This is a genomic window from Yersinia sp. 2541 StPb PI (genome assembly GCF_052217145.1).
Lineage (GTDB): Bacteria > Pseudomonadota > Gammaproteobacteria > Enterobacterales > Enterobacteriaceae > Yersinia > Yersinia enterocolitica_E.
This window is the reverse complement of record NZ_JAZGQB010000001.1, coordinates 653,396-677,145: the sequence shown is the minus strand read 5'-3', so window position 1 is coordinate 677,145 and position 23,750 is coordinate 653,396. Positions and strand designations below refer to the sequence as shown.

The following is a 23,750-nucleotide window of genomic DNA, read 5'->3' as shown; positions in this document are numbered from 1 at the left end:
GTTAAGGGTAGGATGACTGCATTAACTGAAGATGACGTACTCGAAAGGCTCGCCAGCCCTGAAAATCTCAATGATTTTCTGCTGAATGCCAATGAGATCTTATTTCAGGGTATTAAAAGCCTTCTGCCCTATTTATTTATCAATAATGATGAAGATATTCAGGAATACGCCGTCAAGCCTTTATTAGCCAAGTCAGGCCCACTGGACAGTCTGGATGTTTCTTTGCGCTTAATTTATGCGTTGGGGCAAATAACAAAAGCGGTTTATGCCGATATTTTGTTATTTTCTCAGCTCAGTGAGCATTTGCAGAAAACCGGAGATATTACTGAGTTTCATGACGATATCGTTTATGAATTTATGGGTAATCTCAATGCCGTGACCCAGAATAAAACCTTATTTCAAATGATTGAAAAGATGAAGTTTTCTGACTTCACCATTTTTAATCAGACCCGCTACGGGAATATGGTGAAAACCGGGCTGACGTTGGCAGTGACGTCATTATTACAGGAACTGACTTATGAGAGTGGAACTTAACATTAATGGGCTACAGAACAGCGCGCATTTTCCCGACCGCGATATTACTCATCTGCATCTGCCACTATTAGCCTCACTGTCTCAGCAACAACAGCAGCTTCAGCGCCGCATGGTGGTTTTTTTATGCGCGCCACCCGGTACCGGTAAATCCACCCTCGCCACATTTTGGCAATGGCTTTCCCAACGTGACACCACTCTAACACCGGTACAATGTCTGCCTATGGACGGCTTTCACCACTACAATCACTACCTTGATGCCCACCAGTTACGCAGTAAAAAGGGAGCACCAGAAACCTTTGATTTGCCTAAGCTACGTCAGGCTATCCACAGCTTGCAGCAACCTGGAGCGACCTGGCCTGCCTATGACCGCCGGTTACATGACCCGGTTGAAGATGCCATTATTGTCGACGCACCGATTATCGTGCTGGAGGGCAATTGGTTATTACTGCAACAACCCGGTTGGCAGCAGTTGAAAGCACTGGCTGATTACACTATTTATATTAATGCCGTCCCAGAATTACTGCGGGATCGCCTGATTGAGCGCAAGATCCGTGGCGGTTTATCGCCACAACAGGCCGAGGATTTTTACCTCGCCACTGACGGCCCTAATGTGTTCAAGGTATTGCAGTTCAGCCAGCCCGCCGACTGTCATTTAGTGATGGATAGCGATATGAGTTACCACAAAGCCTGAGCCACAATAAGGAAAAACCCGCCAGCGGCGGGTTTTCACTTTTACACATCGGCTCAAGGTTGCGGGTCGCTGCCAGAATCCTCTTTGCGGGTTTTCACCCATTCTCGCAGTCGCTGAATATGCAGATACAGTGCGGGAATAAATAGTATCCCCACCGCAGTGGCCATCAACATGCCACCAAACACGGTGATACCGATAATTTGACGGCTCATCGCCCCGGCTCCACTGGCAAAAACCAGTGGCATCACCCCGAGGATAAACGAAATAGCAGTCATCATAACCGCACGAAAACGCTGCTTAGCACCTTCCTGTGCCGCATCACGGATACTCGCGCCCTCTTCTCTGCGGGCTTTAGAGAATTCGACGATCAAAATCGCATTCTTAGCTGCCAGCCCTATCAGCAACACTAAGCCGATTTGCGCGTACACATCGTTGGCAAACCCCATTGCCGCCAGCCCTGCTACCGCCCCGCCTACGGCAAACACCACCGAGAGGATAACCACCAGCGGAATACTCCAACTCTCATATTGGGCGACTAAAAACAGATAGGCAAAGACCAATGCAGCAAGATAGATAAACACCACTTGCCCGCCGGTTTGCTGCTCCTGCCACGACATTCCGCTCCAGCTATAGCTGTAACCTGACGGTAAATTCTGTGCCAATAACGACTCCATCGCCGCCATTGCCTGACCAGAGCTGGCACCATCAGCCGCAGAACCGCTGATGGCTACCGAAGGGAACTGGTTGAAATTACTGATAAAGGGCGCACCCACCGAGGGGGTTAACGTCACCAGATTTGCCAGACTGACCAATGCACCATTGTCACTGCGCACATTCAGACTATTTATCTGAGCGGTGCGCTGGCGGAAATCCATATCATTTTGTAATTGCACCCGGAACATACGGTTATTCAGGGTGAAATCTCCCGCATTCATTCCCCCAAGTGACGTTTGCAAGGTTTGGAAGATTCGGCTGACCGGTACCTGTAGCAGCGCGGCGCGGTCACGATCGATACTCAGATTAGTTTCAGGCACCGAAGCGCTGAAGGTGGTAAATACCCGGCTGAGTTTCGGGTCCTGATTAGCGGCAAAAATAATTCCCTGGCTCACCTGCGCCAACTCTTGCGGTGACTGGCCTAACAGCGCCTGAATACGTAAATCAAATCCAGAAGCACTGCCCAACCCGGCAATAGCCGGTGGGTTTACTGCCATGATCATCGCCGAAGGGATAGCGGCCAAATTGGTCTGAATACTGGCCAGCACGCGATCAATATGAGGCCGTTGCCCCCAAGGTTTTAGCATCACAATGGCAAATCCGGCATTGGGCGAGTTGTTGCCGCTAAGCAAACTGAAGCCAGTGATTTTTATCACATCCTCGACGGCATCATTATCAGTAACCACTTGATACATCTGGTCCATCACCGTCTGAGTCCGATTAAGCGAAGCCCCATCTGGTAGTTGTAAACTGACAAAGAAGTACCCCTGATCTTCCTCCGGCAGGAACGAGGTGGGTAAACGCGTGTAACCCCACCAGGTTGCCAGCCCCACCAGCAGTAGCGCGGCGATACTGAATACCGCTCGGCTACTGATACGGCTGGTCAATGAAACATAACCGTCGCGGGCGCGATCAAGCCCACGATTAATACCGCCGAACAGACCGGTATCTGCCAATGTGCGCCGTTTCAGCAATACCGCACACAGCGCCGGACTTAAGGTTAATGCATTGATACTGGATAAAATCACCGCCGCCGACAGTGTTACCGCAAACTGCCGGTATAGCTCACCGATAATCCCTGGCAAAATAGCAATCGGCACGAATACCGCCATCAGTACCAGGGTGGTTGCGATAATCGGCCCGGCAATTTGAGTCATTGCCTGTCTGGTTGCTTGCGCCGGTGACAGATCAGGGTCATTCGATAATAAGCGCTCGACGTTTTCCACCACCACAATAGCGTCATCAACCACAATGGTTAGCGCCAGAATAATGGCAAACAGGCTCAGGGTATTGGCCGAATAACCAAAGATATACAGTACAGCGAAGGTGCCGAGCAGGGAGACCGGAATGGTAAGCGCGACGATAAAAGTCGCCCGCATACTTTGCAAAAACAGATACACCACCGCCAATACCACAATTAAGGTTAACGTCAGTGACACTGCGATTTCATGCAATGTTGCGGTAACCGGCAGGGTGGAGTCGTAATTGATTTCATACGTCAGGTCTGGCGGGAAAGAGGCTGATAGCCGAGCCATTTCATCCCGTACCCCATTAGCTACATTTAACGCGTTGGCACCCGGTACCGGATAAACTACTAAAAATGCCGATTCAGTCTGGTTTTGCGCCGCACTGACCTGATAGTTCTGCGCCCCCAGCGCCACGCGAGCAACATCACCTAACCGAATCATGCCGCCCTGAGGATTGCTACGAATAATCACATTAGCAAACTGTTGTGGGTCCGTTAGCCGCCCTTGACCACTGATGGTCAGGGTTTGCTGCTGACCGGGCACCGACGGTGATGAGCCAATCTGCCCGGCAGCCGCCTGTACGTTCTGCTGTTGTAATGCTGCGACAATATCCTGCACGCTGACATTCAGTGATTCCATCCGTTGCGGATTGAGCCAAACCCGCATGCTGTAATCACGCGCGCCAAATACCTGCACATCGCCGACACCATTGATACGCGCAATGGCATCACGCAACTGAATACTGGTGTAATTGCTGACAAACAGCGCATCATGGGTTTGTTTCGGTGAAAAAACACTGACTCCCAGCAACAAGTTAGAGGCCCGTTTGCGCACGGAAATACCGTTTTCATTCACCTCCGCCGGCAGCTGAGCACTCACCTGAGAAATGCGGTTTTGCACCTCAACCGCCGCCATATCGGGGTCGGTACCACTGGCAAAGGTAATACTTAACTGATAACTGCCGTTATTAGCACTGGTCGATTCCATATACAGCATATTGCTGACACCGTTGACCTGCGCTTCCAGTGGTGAGGCCACGGCTTGTGCAACATCGCGGGCACTGGCTCCGGGGTAGACGGCACTCACGGAAACCACCGGTGGCGTAATATCAGGATATTGTTCCACCGGAATCACATACAACGACACCCAGCCAACAATGGTTATCACCAGTGCAATAACAATGGCAAACTTGGGCCGACGGATAAAGAAATGCAGCATCTGGCCTTCCCCTTAATTTACTGTCAGTGGTGTAGCAACGCTGGCGCTAACCGTCATCCCTGGCCGGACATGTTGTAGCCCTGCCACAATCACTCGTTCGCCCACTTTCAGCCCGTCAGTCACTTCATATTGTTGTTCAAACTGCTCACCCAACGTCACTTGCCGCACATCGACCTGATCTTTATCGTTCACCACCAAAACAAAGTGTCCCTGCTTATTCTGCTGCAATGCGGCAATCGGTATGACAGTAACCGGTTTTGCCATTTCTGCTGCCAGCGACACATTCACCACCCCACCGGGCAGTAATAAATGCCGTGGATTGGCAAAACGGGTACGCAGGGTAACGGTACCGGTCTGTTTATCAATTTGATTATCAACGGACTCAAAAACGCCGCGTTCCGGGTACTGCTTACCATTCGCCAGTTGAATACGAGGAGTAAAGTTGCCAAACGGCAATGTGCTGCTGTCCGCAGAGGGACCTGTAACCGACAACTGATAGGTTGCTGTAATGTAATCTCGTTCATTCACTGCGATAGCTACCCGAATCGGATCAAGTTGGACAATATTGACCAACGTGCCGCTGGCAGGATTAATTAGGCTACCGACATTAAAACGGCTGTGACCAATCTGACCGGTTATCGGCGCGTAAATACGGGTAAAACTGAGCTGTAATTGCTGGATTTGCAGGTTCGCCTGCGCCTGAGCTACCGCCGCGCGGCTGATATCGCGCTGCGCTTGTGCTTCGTCAACTTCCGCCTGGCTGACCGAGCGATTACTTCCCAAACGCTGTAAGCGGGTGAGGTTCACCTGAGCATGATTAGCACTGGCAGTCGCACTGTCTAACTGCGCCTGGGCCTGCGTTACTGCGGCCTGATGCAACGCGGGATCAATTTCATACAATAGAGAGCCCTGCTTGACCATCTGCCCTTCGGTAAACAACCGCGCAGCAATAAACCCTTCGGTGCGGGTCGTCACATCCACCGACTGAATCGCCTCCACGCGCCCCAAATACTGTAACGCAGTATCCGGTGTGATTGAGGTTACGACCGAAACAGTAACCGCAGGCAGCGGTGCTGCTGCAAAAACCTGATGTGTCACAAGACTCAACAGCAAGAGCAAATTCAGCCGAGTCCGTAGGATTCGTGGCACGTAATTGATTAGCGTGGACCAAACCAAATTCAGTGTAACCATGGTCATTCCTTACTCTCGGCAAAAAGTGATAATTTCATAAAGAGCGCGCAACCTTTTGCGGGCCAAAGAGAAGGTAACGTATTACACCTATAATGATAAGAGACTAAGATTATATTCATGTTAGTTTATATTTCTTCTGAGTCTTCACTTCCTGCTGATTAAATGGATGTTTTATCCTATTTAGGATCAGCCTAAATTTTGTAAGTGCCAAGGGAACTCACTATGACGGACTCCAGCCAGCCAGAATCACCATCACGGGCAAAAGGAGATAATGTTTTCTTTGCAAAACAAACTTTACAGGCCATGGCCTTGCTGGTTGGGGCAACCATCATTATTGCAGCGGTAGGCATTATCTATATCGCCTCGCAATTAAATGAACGAGCGACATCTCAAAGTCGTTTTCTGGTAGAAAAAGCCTGGAAAATGCGGCAAGACTCAATAAAAACCCGAATAAAAGATAATGCTTTCTGGGGTGATGCTTATGAACATTTGCATGTAAAAGTCGATCCTGACTGGGCTTTTGTCAGCCAAAATCTGGGGCCGTCACTGTATAGCGACTTTAATTATGAGGGAGTGTTTGTTGTTGATGGGCTAGGAAAAACCCGTTATTCGGTCATCAATGGGCAACTGAAAGATATTAGCCTGCCCGATTGGCTCAACAAAGATATAACCCCGTTGATTGACGCCGCCCGAGCGCGGGCAGACAAACAATATATTGCAACTGAAACCATCGACGTGGCTGGGCAACCGGCCATTGTTGCGGCTGCGGCCTTAACTACTGGTAGTGATCCACGCGTTAAAACAGTGGCTGGAGCACCCTCTGTTCTGGTGTTTATCGATTTACTGACACAGCCCGAGCTAAATACCTTGGGCGAAGATTATGGTATTCATCAACTGCGTACCCCTGAGGATGAAAAAGACGCGGCATCCAGCCCGTCAGTTCTATTATCTGCCAGTGATAACAGCGCATTGACGCTGCATTGGAATCAGGATATGCCCGGCGCGCAACTGCTCAACATATTACTCCCACTACTGACGCTGGTTGCATTGATTCTTGGGCTGACCGGCTGGTTAGTTCTGCGGCGGGCGATGTCAGAAGCACGGGTAGCGGATGAAAACAAATCTGCTTTAATCGCCAGCGAAGAACGCTTTCGTCATGTCGCCGAAGCTGCTACCGACTGGTTATGGGAAACCGATGCCGATTTACGCATCACCTACCTGTCGCAACGGTTTTTGACCATTACCGGATTAAGTGTGGAGCGCTGGCTGGGGCGTAATCTTGATTCACTGTTAAATTGCGATATTATCCCGCTGCGCTCTTGGTTACAGCACACCCATCTGACTGAATCTCGCAATGAGTTGCAATGCACTTATTTCTCCGCCAAAGGCGATAAACGCATTTGCCGTATTTATGCCAAACCTATCATCCAAAACAACGAAACCATTGGGTTCCGTGGCACCGCATCGGATATCACCCGTGAAATAGAAGCACAGGAACGGATTCAGCACCTCTCTCTACATGATGCATTGACCGGTTTACCCAACCGTCTGCGAATGAAAGAATTCCTGGAAAATAAGTTACGCCATTTAGCTGCGGCCCCCCACCCGCTGGTTATCCTCAATGTTGACTTGGATAAGTTTAAACCTGTTAACGACACTTTTGGTCATGTTACCGGTGATCTGGTACTGCATCAGGTATCTGAACGCCTAAGAAGTTGTTTGCGTGATCAAGATTTAGTCGCGCGTCAGGGGGGAGATGAATTTGTTCTAATTATCACAGGTCTTGCGTCACGCAAAGAAATTGAACAGCTTTGTACGCGCGTTATCACCCGAATCGAAAGTCCTTACGTGATAAATGATCAGGATATTTATATCGGGGCCAGCATTGGTATTGCACTGGCACCTCAAGACTCAATGCAAGCCGAAGAGCTATTACGATTTGCAGATATTGCCATGTATGAAGCTAAAAACAGTGGCCGTAACCGTTGGAGCTTCTACTCCAGTGAAATGAATGAGCGCCTGATGCAACGCAGTGAGCTAGAGCGTTTTTTACGTCAGGCCGTTAAGCACAACGAATTTAACCTTTATTACCAGCCACGCTACCGTATTGAGGGAACACAACTGACGGGTGCTGAAGCCTTGGTGCGCTGGAACCACCCGATTTTGGGGCTGCTGATGCCGGATCAATTTATTGCGCTGGCCGAAGAGACGGGGCTTATCACCTCAATTAGCGACTGGACCATGCTACAGGCATGTCAGGATGCATCGACATGGCCCTCGTCACTGATTGTTTCCGTTAATATTTCTGCGGTTGAATTCAGGAACCAGCGCCTGATAGAACGAGTGCGCCAAGTCCTGCTGCTCACTGGGCTACCTAGCCATCGATTGGAGCTGGAAATCACCGAGCGGATAATGATTGAAGATGCCGATGGTGCCTTTAAAACCATGACAGCATTGAAAACCCTGGGTGTGCGCTTATCGATGGATGACTTTGGTACTGGATATTCCTCACTGAATTATCTGCGCCGCTTCCCGTTCGATGGATTGAAAATTGATAAGAGCTTTACCGATGAACTGGCCGAGTCACATGAAGGCCAATCAATTGTCGAAGGAATCATTAACCTCGGCCATGCGCTGTCCATGACGGTGACCGCCGAAGGGGTAGAAACCGCCGAGCAGCTCGGGCAGTTACAGACTCTGATGTGTGATGAAGTTCAGGGTTATTTCTTGGGTAAGCCAATGAAACTGGATGATTTATTAGTTCTTATCCGTAATACACATTATGACTGAGGGCCGTTCAGCCGCTGGCGCTCAAGGCGATAGGGCTGAGCGGTAACGCTATTTTTAAGAGGTTAACCGGGGAGAGGCTATACCAGATCGCTTATTTTCAGTTGATAAAGGCCATCTAGAAAAGCTGGAATAAAGCTACCAGGGCCTGCCACCTGCTGAGATACCTGCCCGCCGACTTGTGACATCACCCGGCAAGCCGTTGCCACATGATGTAAACGGTCGCCTTCCAGTGCGCAAAATGCCGCTACCACGGCAGAAAGTGCGCACCCCGTCCCCACTACCCGGGTCATCAGCTTATCGCCACCGGTCACGGCAAAATCACGCAGGCCGTCGGTGATATAATCCACCTCACCGGTAACCGCAACCACAGTCTGCACCTGTAGTGCCAATTGGCGAGCAGCAGGCAGTGCACTCACCGAAGAATCGACACTATCCACCCCACGCCCCATAGTCGCCATACCGCTTAATGCCATGATTTCCGAGGCGTTACCCCGTATTGCCGCCGGTTTTAGCGCTAATAATTGATGGGCAAAATCAGTACGATAGACAAGCCCGCCGACCGCAACGGGGTCCAGCACCCAAGGGGTAGAGGATTGATTTGCCGCCTGGATTGCCGCCAGCATGGATTCGGCCTGAGCGCGGTGTAACGTGCCGATATTGATAAGTAAACTGTTCGCCATTGTACTAAATTGTGCGGCCTCTTCAGCTTCAACCACCATGGCAGGAAAAGCCCCTAATGCCAGTAACACATTGGCAGTGAAGGACTGTACTACCTCATTAGTCAGGCAATGGACTAATGGCGGTGTAGTTTGGAATTGTTGCAAACAGGCCGCCGCCAGTGCATCAGGGTACGGGAGAGGAGCGATTGAAAAGTCAGAGCGAATAGTATTCATGATATCCCCCACCGGCGAACAAGAAGGGGGACCGTTGTTTATGGACTCAACAACGATACCGCGACTTCCCTCCGCTGGTATAATCCAGATCAGGTAATACGGGTAAAATCTCAGCCATTACGCATTTAGCGGCAGGCACCCCGAGTCAACGAGCTTTATTATTAACACAATTAGCGGTAATCAAACACCATTAGCCATAATCATCACTTATGGCATTTTGACGCAGCGGCAATCAGTGCTTGCCCTAGAGCCAGCCCACCATCACCGGCAGGCAGACGCTGGGGCAGCAACAGTTGGAAATCATGCAGTTGTGCGCTAAGTAACTCACGCAGTAACCGGTTATGTAGCACCCCACCTGAAAAGACAATAGTATCAATACGATAATACTGGGCCGCCTGCCGCGCCAAAGTAGCAAATCCCTGGGCCAGAGCAAAATGGAACGCATAGGCCCGCTCCGCCGGAGTGGCATTATAAGCCAACCATTGCTGCCAGAAAGTGGCTAAGTCCAGTTGGTTATCGCACAGCGGCATCGTCACTGGCGGCACTGAAACCGCACTTTGTCGCGCCAGTGCTTCCAACTGGCAGGCGGCTTCGCCCTCCCAACTTATCGATAGCGGGGCAAGATTGAGTGCAGCCGCTACTGCATCAAATAAGCGCCCAGTTGAAGAGGCCAACGGCGCATTAATCCCCCGCTCAATCGCCCGCGCCAATACCCTACCCTCCGGCTGAGGAATCACCGCACTCTCAGGCAAATGTTGCCAATTGGGGACATAGCGCTGTAACTGGGCCAGCAGGTTACGCCACGGTTGACGCGAGGCCAGATCGCCACCGGGTAGTGCCACTGCGGGCAAGCCACCAATATATTCACAGCTCGTATAATCTACTCGTAGGCATTCACCGCCCCACAATTGACCATCAGCGCCATAACCCAGCCCATCCAATGCCACACCAATCACCGCCCCACCCTCGCGAGGCCAGCCATGCTCTGCCAGACAAGCCACCAGATGGGCATGATGATGTAGCACGTCAACACAAGGGATATTCCACTGTGCTGCCAGGGTTTTCCCTAATTGGTGGCTGACGTATCCGGGGTGAGCATCCACCGCTATCACCTGTGGTGTGAAATGGTAAATATCACAAAACAGCGCCACTAACTGCTGCTGTTGCTGTGCGATATCGCGGTCTTCCAGATCCCCCAGATGTTGACTCAACACTGCATTACCATCACGCAGCAGGCAAAACGTGTTTTTCATATCCGCACCCAGCGCCAGAACTGCTGGCTGCTGGCTAAATCCCGGAGGTAACTCGAAAGCATCTGGCACATACCCTCTGGCTCGGCGTAGCATTTCAGCACTGCTGCCGGTGAGTCGCACTAATGAGTCATCGGCCCGCTGCACAATTTGCCTATCGTGCAATAACCAGTGGTCAGCAATATCTCTCAGGGCACCTAGCGCCTGCTCATTACTCAATGCCGGGGGTTTACCACGGCCATTACCGGAGGTCATCACCAGAGGCCGTCCGACCTGTTGCAGCAGCAAATGTTGTAACGGATTGGCGGGTAGCATCACGCCAATTTCAGGTAAGCCCGGTGCCAGCGCCGTACACAGCGGGCTATCAGCCCGCGACGAAACCAACACAATCGGAGCCGCAGGGCTACATAACACGCGTAATAACGCGGCGCTATCGTTACTTTGCACGCAGCGTGATAACCAGTCGGCGTGCGGTAACATCACCGCCAGCGGCTTGGAAGGCCGTTGCTTGCGCTGCCGTAAACGGGCCACCGCAGCAGCATTGGTGGCATCTACCGCCAGATGGAATCCTCCCAGCCCTTTGACGGCAACAATATCTCCTGCCAACAGGGCGGTTGCGGCTTGCTCTAGCGCCGCAAAGTTGTGCGCAATCGATTGTCCCTCTCGCCCCGTTAGCCACAATTGCGGGCCACAATCGGCACAGGCATTGGGTTGGGCGTGAAAACGGCGATCGGCCGGATGGTCATATTCTGCCTGACAGGCGGCACATAGTGGGAATTCGCGCATGGCGGTATAAGGCCGGTCATAGGGCATGCGGTGAATAATAGTAAAACGTGGGCCACAATGGGTGCAGTTGATAAACGGGTAGCGGTAGCGACGATTGGCAGGATGGTTCATTTCAGCCAAACAGGCGTCGCAGGTTGCAGCATCCGGTACAATTTGCGTATCCATCTGCCCGGCACCGCTGTGATGAATCACAAAATCCAGTGGCGGCTGCGCCCAATGGTAGGGCGAGGTGGTGACACTATCAATTTGTGCCAATGGCGGGCAATGACGCGGCAGTGCCTGTAAGAAATCCGCCAGCGCCGGTGATTGCCACAAGTGAATCGTCACGCCCGCACTGTCGTTACTGACATCGCCCCTTAGCGCAAAGCGGTGGGCAAGCTGCCAGATATAAGGGCGGAACCCCACGCCTTGCACCTTACCTTTTACCCGCAGGCAGAGGCCATTTTTATCCACAGAAACTCCTTCACAAGGCTGCCAGCAACCTGTTTTATAGCTCGGAGATTGCGGGGCGACTGCACCGATGGGCGCTTCGACGGCTCACGCCGTTACGACCCATTCGGCACATTTCCCCACTTATCAAATAGTTAATCGCCTGTCACTTCAAGTGCGAATGGGTTCCCAAAAGTCATTGGAGTTACAGGTAGGCAGCAAGTAAGCAAATCCCAATGAGCTGACATCAGTCAGTGATTCGGGTGAGCGAACGCAGCTAACACCCCTGCGGCTTCAAGGACGAATGGGATCAGCAAATACGGGGCAATGGCTCATCCAGAGGCAAATCCAATCTACGCGAAACACCATACGCACCGCATAAGCGCACTTGTTTATTCTCAGTCACCTGCCCGATAACGGCGGCATCCTGGCCGAGTGGATGGTTATGGAGCGCTGTTAATACCACTTCTTGTGCCTCTGGTGACACCACCAGCACCAGCTTACCTTCGTTGGCAAAGTTGAGTGCATCCAGCCCCAGCAATTCGCAAATACCCCGCACCGCCGGTTTCAGGGGGAGATCTGATTCGTTGATCTCCATGCCGCAACCGCTGGCGGCCGCAAATTCATGTAGGATCGCCGTCACGCCGCCACGGGTAGCATCACGTAACGCCCGCACTCCGGGAATAGATCGCAGCGGAGCGATCAACGGTGCCAATAGTGCACAATCGCTCACCAGCTCTGCTTCCAGCCCCAGCCCTTCACGCAGGTTCAGAATGGTCGCGCCATGATCACCTAAAGTGCCACTGACAACGATCCGATCACCAGCACGGATCATCGCGGTTCCCCAGTGAATATCTGCGGGGATCACGCCTATGCCGGTGGTATTGATAAAGATCTTATCCGCCGCGCCACGCTGCACGACTTTGGTATCACCTGTAACTATCTGAATCCCCGCCTGCCGCGCGGTAGCCGCCATTGATTGCACAATGCGCGTGAGAACATCCATCGGCAAACCTTCTTCCAGAATAAAACCGCAGGAGAGATAGCGTGGCGTTGCGCCACTGACCGCCACATCATTTGCTGTGCCGCACACGGCCAACTTGCCGATATCGCCGCCGGGGAAAAAGATCGGATCAATGACATAGCTGTCGGTGGATACCGCCAGCCGATCGCCCTGTACGGTTAGATCCGTCAGCGCGATACGCGCCTGATCTTCCCGTTCATTCAGCGCCGGATTGGAAAACTCCGCCAGAAACAGTGATTCGATCAAGCTCTGCATTGCCCGGCCACCGCTGCCGTGGGCCAGAGTAATCTCTTTCTTATTCATTTAGTTGTGACCTTATTAATAACCCAAAGTCATTGGAGTTGCAGGTAGGCGCTGCAAGCGAACGCAGCTCCCCTCAGCAGCTTCAAGTACCAAGGGTTATCGATACTGATAATAAGCGGCGCAGGCCCCTTCGGATGACACCATCAGCGCGCCAAAGGCATTGTCTGGCGTACACTCACCGCCGAACAGTGAGCATTGATCAGGCTTGCAACGCCCAGTCAGCACATCACCACAGCGAGATCGTGGAGAGTCTGCCACCTGCTGCTGCTGTGGTTTGAAACGTAATTCGGCATCAAATTCGGTATAGTCAGGGCTGAGTTGTACGCCGGAATCCGCGATTTCCCCCAAACCACGCCATTCGCTGCTGGCTTTAGCAACAAAAACCTCTGTCATTGCCTGTTGTGCCAGTAAGTTGCCGCTGTCCGGCACGATACGCCGATACTGGTTCTCTACCACACAACGCCCGCTGACCATCTGTTCAAGCAGCATTACTAGCCCCTGCAAGATATCCAGCGGCTCAAAACCGGTAACCACCAATGGCTTGTGGAATTGGTCGCAAATAAAGCCATAGGGCGTGGTGCCAATCACCATACTGACATGACCGGGAGCCAGAAAAGCGTCGATACGCACATCCGGTTGTTGCAGCAAGCTACGCAAGGTAGGAATGATGGTGATGTGCTGGCAGAACACAGTGAAATTGGTCAACCCGAGCCGTTTGGCTTGTTGCAGGGTTAAGGCACTGGCAGGCATGGTGGTTTCAAAGCCGAGGCCAAAAAACACCACTTGGCGATCAGGATTATGCTGTGCCAGCGTCAGTGCATCCAACGGCGAATAGACCACGCGAATATCCGCGCCGCGCCGTTTGGCATCCAGCATCGAACCATTGCGCCCTGGCACACGCATCGCATCACCGTAAGTGCAAAAAATCACCTCAGGATGCGTGGCGATTTCCAAACAGCTATCAATGCGGCCCATCGGCAACACACACACCGGGCAGCCCGGTCCATGGACAAACTCCAACCCCTCAGGCAGCAGTTGATCAAGGCCGAATTTGAAGATCGCATGAGTGTGCCCACCGCAGACTTCCATAATTTGTAGTGGCAAGCGCTGTTGATCCGCGATCTGCGGCAATAACTGTTCGATCCGTTGCAATAATGCGCTCACTAATGCGGGATCACGAAACTCATCAACGTAACGCATCGCGTGCCTCGCTTGCAGCGCTGGCATCCCAATCCAGCCCAACTGCCTGCATATGTTCCAGCGCGGCCAGTGTCTGTTGTGCCTCTTCTTCGTCAAGCAGGCTCATGGCAAACCCAACATGCACCAACACCCACTGACCTAGCAATGCCGCCGGGGTATCGTCGCATACCAGTGCGATATTGATTTCACGCTTCACTCCGCTCACTTCCACCCATGCCAGTTGGTGAATGTCTTCACCCACCGCCACAATTTTGCCGGGAACGCCTATGCACATCGCTGTGTCTCCAGCCATTCCAGCCACAAATCCATCCCCTCTCCGCTACTGGCAGACAGCGCAATCACCTGAATATCAGGATTCACCTGACGGGCATAGGCAATGCACTGTTCAATATCAAAATCCAGATAGGGCAGCAGATCGATTTTATTGATAATCATCAGGGTGGAAGCTGCAAACATATGGGGGTATTTCAGCGGCTTATCTTCGCCTTCAGTAACTGACAATACCGCCACTTTATGGCGTTCGCCCAGATCAAAGCTAGCCGGACACACCAAGTTGCCGACGTTTTCAATAAACAGCAGGCTATCATCAGCCAGAGCTAAACGGTGTGCCGCATCGTGCACCATCTGCGCATCCAGATGGCAGCCTTTACCGGTATTGACCTGAATCGCGGGTACGCCTGTGGCGCGAATACGTTCGGCATCATGGGTGGTTTGCTGATCACCTTCAATTACCGCGCAAGGCACTTGCCCGGCCAGCAGTTGCAAGGTCGAGGTCAGTAGCGTGGTTTTGCCAGAACCGGGGCTGGAAACCAAATTCAGCGCCAGAATATGTTGTTCGACAAAATGCTCACGATTATGGTGAGCTAACTGGTTATTTTTGCTCAGCACGTCTTGCTCGATTTGCAGCAAGCGGCGCTGACCCATGCCCGGTGCGTGGCTGCCAGCCTCGCCCTGTCCGTAATGCAGCCCTTGTTGATCGGCATGCACTTGTGGCGCAAAGGTTTCAGCTTCCGGCTGAGCTGATTCCGGTATCGCTACCGGTTCAGGCGTTTTACCGTGGTAGTGATGATGAACATCGCCCTGATGGTAATAATAGTGATGATGGACAATGACCGGCTGCGTGCCTTTGGCAACATATTTATGTTTATGCTGAGTTTTTTGCGGCTGGGCATCGTTGGGGTGGTCATGATGGTGATCATCATGGTGGTGGCCATCGTGATGATGGTGGCCGTGACCATCATCATGATGGTCGTGGTCATGATGGTGACTGTCGTCGCCTTCGATCTTTGTTTCGCCGCTGGCGCAACCACAAGTCGTGCACATAGGAATTCACTCCTTCAGGATTATTCCACTTCTATCTGTTTTACCTGCAAACTGTCACCACTCTCCACTTGCAGAGCATGGCTGCCACAATGCGGGCACCCGGCATCGTGCCGTTCAATCTGAACACTGGCGCTACACTCCCAACACCAGGCTTGTGCGGGTAAATAATTGATATGCAATTGGCAATTAGCTGCCAATGTCTCACGGCTGGCCGCGTCAAAACTAAAACGCAATGCGCTCTCCTCAATACAAGAGAGCGCACCAATCTCCAGCCATACCGCCGTTATTCGTTTGGCCCTGTTAAGCCTGGCCTGTGTTTCAATCAGCTCCAGCGTACTGAGGCATAAACTGATTTCATGCATGCTGATTCGTCATTTGACTAAACAACGCCCGCCGCCGTGGATTAGCCGGTGCATCAGCATTGCTAATGGGCAGTGAAAGCACCATGCGAGCGCTCTGTTCTGCCAGCAGCAGCGCCTGTTCCGCTTGCAGCGTGGTGTCCAATGGCGACATCAGCGAGCGGCTCAGGTACTGGCCGCAACCGGCTATTTCGCCGAGCGTAAAACTGATGGTGCCGCATGGCAGTGCCAGCATCAAGCGCTCACCCACCACCCGACGCGGCCAGCTTTGCTGCGGCCCCGGTAATACCACTAAACTCAGCATCCACGGGGTTAATAACGCCCCCACCCATTGCTGCTCAAATAACTGAAAGCCACAGGCGCGTAGCGGTATGTGGTCACGGTAGAATGGCAAGCCGCGCATCTCATCCGCGGCAATCTGGCTAAAAACCTGCTCCAGCAAAGGTGCCGGGTTTTGCGTCAGCCCGATAATGCCAGCGTCATCAAGGAAGTCAGACATGGTCTTGCTCCCGCGCGTTGAGCGTAATTCCGCTTAAGCGCAATGCGGCCAGAATCTGCTCCAATGCTGGCTCCATCGCCTGTATCACCGTCGGTGTCAGGCCAATTCCTGGCGCCAGAGATTCTGGCACCACGCCCACCAATGTCAGTTGGCGCGGGGATTCACCGGTCAGTTGCAGTGCCATCAACACATCGCATAGCCCCAACTGGTGGGGCGAGACTTTGCGGCTGAACATAGCCGGTATCTCTTTATCATGCAGCACCGCGACACTGCCCGGAGGCTGGCCGGTGAATACCGCATCAGCAACAATCAAATGTTCGCGGTTTGCCATCGCTTCCATCAGCTCTAAACCGGCGGTACCGCCGTCCAACACCTCAACACCTGGGGGTATCTCAAAGCGTTGTTCCAATGCTTCAACCAGACGTACCCCCACCGCTTCATCGCTGAGTAATAAGTTACCTATACCTAATACCAAAATCCCCATCACAGCACCTTGACTTTGGTCACTTCGTTGCCCGTTGTATCAACAATATGTACGGCACAAGACATACACGGGTCGAATGAGTGAATGGTCCGCACCACTTCGAGCGGTTTGGCCGGATCAGCAACCGGCGTGCCCACCAGCGCTTGTTCGTATGGCCCGGGTTCGTCATTGTAGTTACGCGGGCCGGCGTTCCAGGTGGAGGGCACCACCGCCTGATAGTTGGCGATTTTGCCGTCTTTGATGACCACCCAGTGCGACAACATGCCGCGTGGCGCTTCTTCAAAGCCAACACCGCGGATTTCGCCAGTTAACGGAATATTCGGTTTGATAAAGGTTTCTACGTCGCCGGTACCGATATTGGCCACCAGCGCCGTCCACTGCTGAGCCAGCGTTTCATGCAGCACGCAACAATGCACTGCGCGGCCAATGATACGACCCAGCGTCGAGGGCAGTTGATCTTGCGTGATAGCCTGCCCGCTCAATTTCTGATAGGCCGCGCCAATATCGCTGAAATGCTGTTTAGTCGGCGCGTGGTCAGCCGCCAGACCGCACATCAACCATGCCAGCGGCCCAACTTCTACCGTTTTGCCGTAGAAAGTTGGCGCTTTTACCCACGAGTATTTGCCCTCTTCCTGCCAGCCGGTGTAGTTCGGGTTGGTTTTGCCCTCCCACGGTGCCAGCGGTTCGTCATCCTGATACCAGGCATGTTTGCCGCTCTCGGCAATACCTTTGATCAGATAAGGATCGTTATGGTTGGCAATCGGCCGGAAAGTACCCTTATCCAGATAGCCACCCGGCAGCAGGAAAGTCTCCCCTTTGCGATCGGTCGGTAGCTCCGGCACGCTGAGATAGTAATCCGCCCCTTTGCCCAGATTGAGCCAGCCTGGATAGTGGGCAGCGATCACCGCCGTATCCACCTTATAAACTTGCTCGATAAAACTGCCCAGTCGGTCGATGAAGGATTTCACCAACATCAAGCGCTCCAGATTAAGCACACTTGGCATATCTAGATTGATTGGATTGGCAACGCCCCCTACAGCCAGATTCTGAATGTGCGGTGTTTTGCCCCCCAATACCGCCACAATGCGGTTGGCATCGCGCTGGCACTCCAGTGCTTGCAAATAGTGCGCTACCGCAATCAGGTTCACTTCTGGTGGCAACGCCATTGCCGGATGGCCCCAGTAGCCGTTGGCAAAAATGCCTAACTGCCCACTGGCCACCAGGTCTTTGATTTTCTGCTGTACACGGCTGAACTCTTCCGCGCTGTTCAGTGGCCAGCTCGATAAGCCACTCAACATGGCGGCTGCCTTCTGTGGCGAGGCTTGCAGCGCTGAGGTGACATCCACCCAATCCAGTGCCGATAGTTGGTAGAAGTGCACGATATGGTCATGGATGCTATGCGCGGCCAGAATCAAATTGCGGATATGTTGCGCATTGACTGGGACTTCCATCCCCAATGCATTTTCCACGGCGCGCACCGAGGCGATGGCATGGATGGTGGTGCATACGCCGCAAATACGCTGCACAATCATCCAGGCATCGCGGGGATCATTGCCTTGTAAAATTTCTTCCATGCCACGCCACATGGTGCCGGAGGACCAGGCTTTAATGACCTTGCCGTCCTCAATTTCGCAGTCGATCCGCAGGTGTCCCTCAATGCGGGTAACGGGATCAATGGTGATGCGTTGGCTCATGCTTTACCTCTGTCTGATTATTCTTATGTAATTGCCCGTGAGCAGGCAGCACCGGCAATAGCCGAATCAATAAAATGTAGGCACAGACCTCAATGGCGACGAAGCCAATTGAGATCAGGATTTCACTGGTGGTTGGGAAGTAGTTGTAGCCACCGCCGGGGTTAAAGGCCAGTAGCGAGTAGTTGAGCCGCCATAGCGCCGCACCCGCAATCATGCACAGCGCACCGATAAACAGTAAGCGGCTATCTTCTCTGGCCCGCCGGATACGGAAGATGATGAGCGGCAAAGTCATCAGTACGATTTCAGCCCAAAAGGCGATAGCGTAGCGGTCGAAATGCAGCAGATAATCTATTTTGTGCCGCACTACCACTTCACCCAAGCGCAGCAAGACAAATAGCAGCAGGAATAGGTCGATAATGGTGGTCAGCCGGGTAAACAGCGGTGCTTCATTGGCACCTCGCCCACGCAGCCCGGCCTGCACCAAAGAGCCTTCAAAGATGACAATAGAGAAGCCCAGAATGGCGGCGGTGAGCAATGAAAATAGCGGTAACATTTCATAGCTTTGCCACAGCGGATGAATCTTCGCACCTGCGGCAATCATCAATGAACCCATTGAGGACTGATGCATAGTCGGCAACAGCGCACCCAGTGCAATGACGAAAAACATCACTTTGTTCAGCCGCTTGAGCGAAACCTTCCAACCGAGGCGTTCAAACAGTGCGGGGGCAAACTCCAGCGCCATTACACCGATATAAATGGTCATACAGACGGCGGTTTCGAATAATACCGAATTGACGTTAAAGTAACCGGGGATAAAGAAGTAAGGCAGGTTCCAATAGCGGCCAACATCAATGGTGATCGACAATCCCCCCAGCGCATAGCCAAATAAACTGGCTAACAGCGCCGGGCGTACCAGCGGGTGATATTCGCCCCGGTTAAAGACATAAACCGCCCAGGCCAACGCCCAGCCGCCACAGGCCAGACCGGTTCCCACCAATAAGTCGAAAGCGATCCAGATCCCCCATGGGAAGCCGCCGTTCAAATCACTGACTGAACCCAGCCCGAGCACCAAACGTTTAACTATCAGCAGCGCGCATAACACCACAAAAGGCGCTAGCAGCATCACCGGCCAACTGACCAGCCGCCCACCCAATGGACTGGATTTATGCATCGTCATCTGGACCGTCCTTTTTATCGTGCGTGTCGGCATCACTGTCTTTGCGCTCATCGCGGGTATTGCGATGCACCAGCGCCGTCACACCGGCCAGTACCGCCAGCGGCAGGATCATGCCTTTGTACAGGGTGTGCTGAACATGCTCCGAACGCGCACCGGTTGCCAGTTCTGCCAACGGTGGCAAATCAAGTTTCTCGGTCGGAATACCCGCCAGTACCAACACCTGCGTACCACCGCCCTCTTTTTCGCCATATACGTGCGGATCATAATGGGCAACCAGATGCTCGTAGGTGTCGTTGGCACTGAGTGTCTGACGCGGGAAACGATAGTTCTCACCCGGTGTTAACGTCAGCCGCCGTTTGGCTTCTGACAGCAACGCTTCACGGGTACCAAATATCACCGCCCCGGTCGGACACACCTCAACACAACCAGGCAAACCGCCTTTGTCGAGCCGCTCCACCCCTTTCTGATTACACAACTCACATTTATGGATCTTGCCAAAGGGATTATCGTAATCGTATTTCGGCACATTGAACGGGCAGCCAACCATGCAGTAGCGACAGCCGGTACAGATATCCGGGTCATAGTGAACGATGCCGGTTTTGGCATCTTTGCGCAGTGCGCTGACCGGACAGACGGAAACACAGTTGGGATCAACGCAATGCATACACTGCTTTTTGATATAGGCGTAACCATCTTCCAACTGATCTTTATGGATACCTGCACCACTGGTCCACACCTGAATAATGTTGTTGGTATAGGGGCTAAGTTTGTCGTTATTTGACCAGATAGCATCACCACCGGCGTAGGTTTCACCGTGCGCGGCAAACTCGCTGTGATTAATCTGTTGGCATTTACTGACACACGCCTGACAACCGACGCATAACGTCGAGTCATACAACATGCCAAGCGCACCGGGGATCGGTGGTCGGTTTTGGACCTCAGCTTTACTGCTGGGGGAAAGTCCCGCCAGCAAGACACCGCCCGAGGCTAATTTGAAAAAGTGACGTCGGTTCACGGCTATTCCTCCCGCGATGAGTGATCGTCATCTTTACGGCGCTGCTTCTGTTGCCGCCCCAGCTCACGCACCGTCATCAGGCTGACACCGGCAACCAATCCCACCACCCCACCCAGCAACGCGGTGGCGGTGGTAGAAACCTTGCCACCTTCCACATTATGGATCTGTGGTTTTTCAGCGCGTGGTGTTGGGTTTTCGACATTGGCTAATTGAGCAATGCTTTTGGTAAAACCAATCCCCTCTTCGTTGCAGCCGTAGCACGGATGACCGATGCCGACCGGCCAGATGCCACCACCAACATCGCAGAACTCTAGGGTTGGACAGTTACCGTAGGTCTCCGGCCCCTTGCAACCAAGGTGATAGAGGCACCAGCCCTGACGATGCCCTTCATCACCAAACTGACGGGCAAAACGACCGGCATCAAAGTGCGGGCGACGCTCGCAGTTTTCATGGATCAGACGGCCATAGGCAAAGGTAGGACGGTTCTTGGCATCCAACGCCGGCGGCCGCCCAAAGGTAATGATATGAGCGACGGTTGCCAGGAAGTTATGCGGATTCGGCGGGCAGCCGGGAATATTAATCACGGTTTTCCCCGGTAGCGCCGCTTGCAAACTGACCGCGCCGGTTGGGTTGCCACCAGTGGCTGGCACGCCCCCCCAGGCAGAACAGGAGCCAATGGCAATAATAGCTGCCGCATGTTCCGCCGCTTCGCGAATATGCTCGACAATAGGTTTGCCCGCCACCATGCAGTAAATCCCACCATCTTTCAGTGGGATAGAACCATCCACCACCAGTATGTACTTCCCTTTATGCTGTTCAATAGCGCGGTGCTTATTCTCTTCCGCCTGCTCACCAAATGCTGCTGACAGCACTTCGTGATACTCCATTGATATAACACTGAGCAGCAAATTCTCCAGGGTGGGATGCGTTGAGCGCAACAGTGACTCGGTACAGCCGGTGCACTCCTGAGCACCAATCCAGATGACCGGCGGCCGTTGTGGTGAACCGACCATATTGGCAATTTCTGCGGCAGCCTTACTGCTGAGACCCATGGTGGCAGCCAGCGCTGCACAAAGCTTCATAAAATCACGACGGTTAACGCCATGCTGGGAAAGCATGTTTTTTCCCCTGTCATTATTATTATATTGTTCACATACCCGATACTAATGATGGGCATATCCCTATAAAAAGCATGGTCTTATATCCAATAGATTTCGAAATGCTGGGCGGCCGCAAACGAAAGAACCCCGATGAACTTACATAAGTAAGTGATTAGAGTAAGTGAGAGCAGCCAACACACCTGCACTTTGAAAAAAGATGAAGGATATTCTGTTAATAGTTTGTAACTCTGCAAATATAATTAAGTTGATCTTTATCAATGGATAATTGATTGAGTCTGAAAGGGGTAAATATCTGTGAACTAAAACCGTTTCAGCAAAACATTTCATTTGCCAGAAAATAAAAAATCTGTCAGGAGGTAATGCGGAGGATGCAGATGGAATTCAATATCATTAACCCAAAATAGTAAATTAATGTAATGACTTTAATTATATATTACTTACTTTAGTTATTTAACTGGAAATGAAAATTCCATCCAACTTAAAGATGAAATGCATCATTTACCTTTTTTAAGTGAATTTAATTGATCATCAGAATGTAATTTGCCATTGAAAACGTTGAATTAACACACTTTGAAATACGGTCAAAATGCGACAAACCCTTGCGGGGCCTGACGCTTGTCGATACTCACCACCAGCGGTAAAAATCTGTACGAAAAACAATCTTTAGGTCGCCATGTTGGTATCAATTATTAACTAAAACTGATTTTTTTAACATTTCATTAGGTCATTATTCTACCTAAAAAGTGTTAAGCATTAGCCCTTCCCTGAACATTTTATAAAAAATGAAACCAACCAGACCTGCGGATATAAATCATACAAGATGATTAGTTATTAATTTAATCATTATTCCTAGTGCGAATTGTTAAATCAGCCAGAAAATCGGATTCTTATCAATTTCATTCAGTTTGAGAACTCTAACAGACTGTTTTGTCATTTTTAATGATAAATCTTAATGTTACAAAATGGATCATGGCGATGACAGTGATAGCGAATACTTGCCAGAGGGACAATCTGTTATAGGTGTATTAGGTTATAAATTTCACTTAACGCAGAGTTAAATGTGTTTCCACTGCCGTGATTTTACTTTCGCCGGTAAATTGTCGGCCAGAGAGACGATAACATGCCCTCTGATTGGGGCTAATCGTCCTATAAAATTTGAGTTAACTCTACTTTTTATCTATCTATCAATTAATAAGCAAATAAGTCGTGCTATGATTATTTTACCGGTCAATATTCAATCGGTTATAAGTTAGCAACTTCAAGTAGGAAGGGTCTTTATGATAAAACCATTCATTGTTGTAACCCTCGCCATCGCCACTCTCAGTGGTTGCGCCAATAATAATACCCTTTCGGGCGATACTTTTAGCAGTTCTCAGGCCGGCCAGGCTCAAGCTGTAACTTACGGAACCTTGGTTTCTGTCCGTCCAGTCACTATTCAGGGCGGAGATGGGAATAATGTTGCGGGTGCGGTCGGTGGGGCTGTGGTGGGTGGTTTTCTGGGTAACACCATTGGCGGCGGTACTGGTCGCCGTCTCGGAACCGCAGCAGGTGCCGTTGCCGGTGGCGTAGTCGGCCAACAAGTCCAGAGTATGATGAATCGCAGTAGTGGTGTTGAACTGGAAGTGCGCCGCGATAACGGTACCACCTTCCTGGTGGTTCAAGCTCAGGGCGTTACCCAATTCCAACCGGGGCAACGTGTCACCATTGCTACCCATGGGAATACCGTCACTATCACACCACGTTAGGTTTTGCCGCCTGAACTCAGCGTGTAGGTATGGCAACTTAAGTTAAGTCATTGTATTAAAAAG

Annotated in this window: 18 protein-coding genes, 1 pseudogene and 1 riboswitch; of the genes and pseudogenes, 4 read left to right on the top strand and 15 right to left on the bottom strand. The window is 51.7% G+C overall.

Translation table 11 applies throughout. From position 1 onward, the window contains the following. Positions 1–12 precede the first annotated feature (12 nt). Complete coding sequence (locus V1953_RS02960) at positions 13–534, top strand: MltR family transcriptional regulator (protein WP_083162489.1); 522 nt, start codon at positions 13–15, stop codon at positions 532–534. Continuing rightward, complete coding sequence (locus V1953_RS02955) at positions 518–1,225, top strand: nucleoside/nucleotide kinase family protein (protein ID WP_442850628.1); 708 nt, start codon at positions 518–520, stop codon at positions 1,223–1,225. The genes V1953_RS02960 and V1953_RS02955 overlap by 17 nt, the downstream gene beginning before the upstream one ends. A gap of 53 nt (positions 1,226–1,278) precedes the next feature. Here V1953_RS02955 and V1953_RS02950 read toward each other — a convergent pair whose 3' ends face one another. Both V1953_RS02950 and V1953_RS02945 read right to left on the bottom strand, forming a co-directional pair. Next, positions 1,279–4,404, bottom strand: a complete 3,126-nt coding sequence (locus tag V1953_RS02950) for an efflux RND transporter permease subunit (protein ID WP_083162485.1) — start codon at positions 4,402–4,404, stop codon at positions 1,279–1,281. 12 nt (positions 4,405–4,416) lie between these two features. Continuing rightward, positions 4,417–5,595: an efflux RND transporter periplasmic adaptor subunit gene (locus V1953_RS02945; RefSeq protein ID WP_442850627.1), complete on the bottom strand. Its 1,179-nt coding sequence runs from the start codon at positions 5,593–5,595 to the stop codon at positions 4,417–4,419. Between the two features lie 222 nt (positions 5,596–5,817). On the opposite strand from V1953_RS02945, the gene V1953_RS02940 reads away from it, so the two are divergent. Then, complete coding sequence (locus V1953_RS02940) at positions 5,818–8,385, top strand: bifunctional diguanylate cyclase/phosphodiesterase (protein ID WP_193784773.1); 2,568 nt, start codon at positions 5,818–5,820, stop codon at positions 8,383–8,385. A gap of 77 nt (positions 8,386–8,462) precedes the next feature. Here V1953_RS02940 and thiM read toward each other — a convergent pair whose 3' ends face one another. From thiM to hybO, 13 genes and pseudogenes are all read right to left on the bottom strand, one after another. Next, on the bottom strand, positions 8,463–9,278 hold the full coding sequence (gene thiM / locus V1953_RS02935; protein WP_083162479.1) for a hydroxyethylthiazole kinase: 816 nt from the start codon (positions 9,276–9,278) through the stop codon (positions 8,463–8,465). A gap of 49 nt (positions 9,279–9,327) precedes the next feature. Further along, positions 9,328–9,431: riboswitch (TPP riboswitch) on the bottom strand. A gap of 50 nt (positions 9,432–9,481) precedes the next feature. Next, positions 9,482–11,767, bottom strand: a complete 2,286-nt coding sequence (gene hypF, locus V1953_RS02930) for a carbamoyltransferase HypF (RefSeq protein ID WP_442850626.1) — start codon at positions 11,765–11,767, stop codon at positions 9,482–9,484. Between the two features lie 286 nt (positions 11,768–12,053). After that, the gene (hypE, locus tag V1953_RS02925) at positions 12,054–13,070 is read right to left on the bottom strand and encodes a hydrogenase expression/formation protein HypE (protein ID WP_372569644.1); all 1,017 of its coding nucleotides are present in this window, start codon (positions 13,068–13,070) and stop codon (positions 12,054–12,056) included. Between the two features lie 96 nt (positions 13,071–13,166). Beyond that, positions 13,167–14,270 (bottom strand): hydrogenase formation protein HypD, encoded by a 1,104-nt coding sequence (gene hypD, locus V1953_RS02920; protein ID WP_083162473.1) that lies wholly within the window; start codon positions 14,268–14,270, stop codon positions 13,167–13,169. Then, entirely contained in the window at positions 14,257–14,544 is a 288-nt protein-coding gene (hybG, locus tag V1953_RS02915; RefSeq protein WP_083162471.1) for a hydrogenase maturation factor HybG, read from the bottom strand. Before hybG ends, hypD begins: the two co-directional genes overlap by 14 nt. Then, positions 14,535–15,593, bottom strand: coding sequence for a hydrogenase nickel incorporation protein HypB (gene hypB, locus V1953_RS02910; RefSeq protein WP_372569645.1), 1,059 nt, complete (start codon positions 15,591–15,593; stop codon positions 14,535–14,537). The genes hybG and hypB overlap by 10 nt, the downstream gene beginning before the upstream one ends. 20 nt (positions 15,594–15,613) lie before the next feature. Continuing rightward, positions 15,614–15,955, bottom strand: coding sequence for a hydrogenase maturation nickel metallochaperone HypA (gene hypA / locus V1953_RS02905; protein ID WP_442820489.1), 342 nt, complete (start codon positions 15,953–15,955; stop codon positions 15,614–15,616). Next, entirely contained in the window at positions 15,948–16,451 is a 504-nt protein-coding gene (gene hybE / locus V1953_RS02900; protein WP_372569648.1) for a hydrogenase-2 assembly chaperone, read from the bottom strand. Before hybE ends, hypA begins: the two co-directional genes overlap by 8 nt. After that, positions 16,444–16,935 (bottom strand): HyaD/HybD family hydrogenase maturation endopeptidase, encoded by a 492-nt coding sequence (locus V1953_RS02895; RefSeq protein ID WP_372569649.1) that lies wholly within the window; start codon positions 16,933–16,935, stop codon positions 16,444–16,446. Before V1953_RS02895 ends, hybE begins: the two co-directional genes overlap by 8 nt. After that, positions 16,935–18,629 carry a hydrogenase 2 large subunit gene (hybC, locus tag V1953_RS02890; protein WP_372569650.1) on the bottom strand — a complete coding sequence of 565 codons (1,695 nt, stop codon included), beginning with the start codon at positions 18,627–18,629 and terminating at the stop codon, positions 16,935–16,937. Before hybC ends, V1953_RS02895 begins: the two co-directional genes overlap by 1 nt. Beyond that, positions 18,607–19,806 carry a Ni/Fe-hydrogenase cytochrome b subunit gene (gene hybB / locus V1953_RS02885; RefSeq protein ID WP_032906923.1) on the bottom strand — a complete coding sequence of 400 codons (1,200 nt, stop codon included), beginning with the start codon at positions 19,804–19,806 and terminating at the stop codon, positions 18,607–18,609. The genes hybC and hybB overlap by 23 nt, the downstream gene beginning before the upstream one ends. Further along, positions 19,793–20,821, bottom strand: a complete 1,029-nt coding sequence (gene hybA / locus V1953_RS02880; RefSeq protein ID WP_442850625.1) for a hydrogenase 2 operon protein HybA — start codon at positions 20,819–20,821, stop codon at positions 19,793–19,795. The genes hybB and hybA overlap by 14 nt, the downstream gene beginning before the upstream one ends. Positions 20,822–20,823: 2 nt before the next feature. Further along, a pseudogene (gene hybO, locus V1953_RS02875) lies at positions 20,824–21,956 on the bottom strand (hydrogenase 2 small subunit). A 1,263-nt stretch (positions 21,957–23,219) separates the two neighbouring features. Here hybO and V1953_RS02870 point away from each other — a divergent pair. After that, positions 23,220–23,687, top strand: a complete 468-nt coding sequence (locus tag V1953_RS02870) for a glycine zipper 2TM domain-containing protein (RefSeq protein WP_083162455.1) — start codon at positions 23,220–23,222, stop codon at positions 23,685–23,687. Positions 23,688–23,750 lie beyond the last annotated feature (63 nt).

What these genes read in the sequence shown, in the direction of transcription:
- hypA (WP_442820489.1), bottom strand. Translation starts at nt 15,955, where the DNA reads ATGCATGAAATCAGTTTATGCCTCAGTACGCTGGAGCTGATTGAAACA.
- V1953_RS02960 (WP_083162489.1), top strand. Translation starts at nt 13, where the DNA reads ATGACTGCATTAACTGAAGATGACGTACTCGAAAGGCTCGCCAGCCCT.
- hybG (WP_083162471.1), bottom strand. Translation starts at nt 14,544, where the DNA reads ATGTGCATAGGCGTTCCCGGCAAAATTGTGGCGGTGGGTGAAGACATT.
- V1953_RS02940 (WP_193784773.1), top strand. Translation starts at nt 5,818, where the DNA reads ATGACGGACTCCAGCCAGCCAGAATCACCATCACGGGCAAAAGGAGAT.
- hypE (WP_372569644.1), bottom strand. Translation starts at nt 13,070, where the DNA reads ATGAATAAGAAAGAGATTACTCTGGCCCACGGCAGCGGTGGCCGGGCA.
- V1953_RS02945 (WP_442850627.1), bottom strand. Translation starts at nt 5,595, where the DNA reads ATGGTTACACTGAATTTGGTTTGGTCCACGCTAATCAATTACGTGCCA.
- V1953_RS02870 (WP_083162455.1), top strand. Translation starts at nt 23,220, where the DNA reads ATGATAAAACCATTCATTGTTGTAACCCTCGCCATCGCCACTCTCAGT.
- hybC (WP_372569650.1), bottom strand. Translation starts at nt 18,629, where the DNA reads ATGAGCCAACGCATCACCATTGATCCCGTTACCCGCATTGAGGGACAC.
- hybB (WP_032906923.1), bottom strand. Translation starts at nt 19,806, where the DNA reads ATGACGATGCATAAATCCAGTCCATTGGGTGGGCGGCTGGTCAGTTGG.
- hypD (WP_083162473.1), bottom strand. Translation starts at nt 14,270, where the DNA reads ATGCGTTACGTTGATGAGTTTCGTGATCCCGCATTAGTGAGCGCATTA.
- hypB (WP_372569645.1), bottom strand. Translation starts at nt 15,593, where the DNA reads ATGTGCACGACTTGTGGTTGCGCCAGCGGCGAAACAAAGATCGAAGGC.
- V1953_RS02895 (WP_372569649.1), bottom strand. Translation starts at nt 16,935, where the DNA reads ATGGGGATTTTGGTATTAGGTATAGGTAACTTATTACTCAGCGATGAA.
- V1953_RS02950 (WP_083162485.1), bottom strand. Translation starts at nt 4,404, where the DNA reads ATGCTGCATTTCTTTATCCGTCGGCCCAAGTTTGCCATTGTTATTGCA.
- hybE (WP_372569648.1), bottom strand. Translation starts at nt 16,451, where the DNA reads ATGTCTGACTTCCTTGATGACGCTGGCATTATCGGGCTGACGCAAAAC.
- thiM (WP_083162479.1), bottom strand. Translation starts at nt 9,278, where the DNA reads ATGAATACTATTCGCTCTGACTTTTCAATCGCTCCTCTCCCGTACCCT.
- V1953_RS02955 (WP_442850628.1), top strand. Translation starts at nt 518, where the DNA reads ATGAGAGTGGAACTTAACATTAATGGGCTACAGAACAGCGCGCATTTT.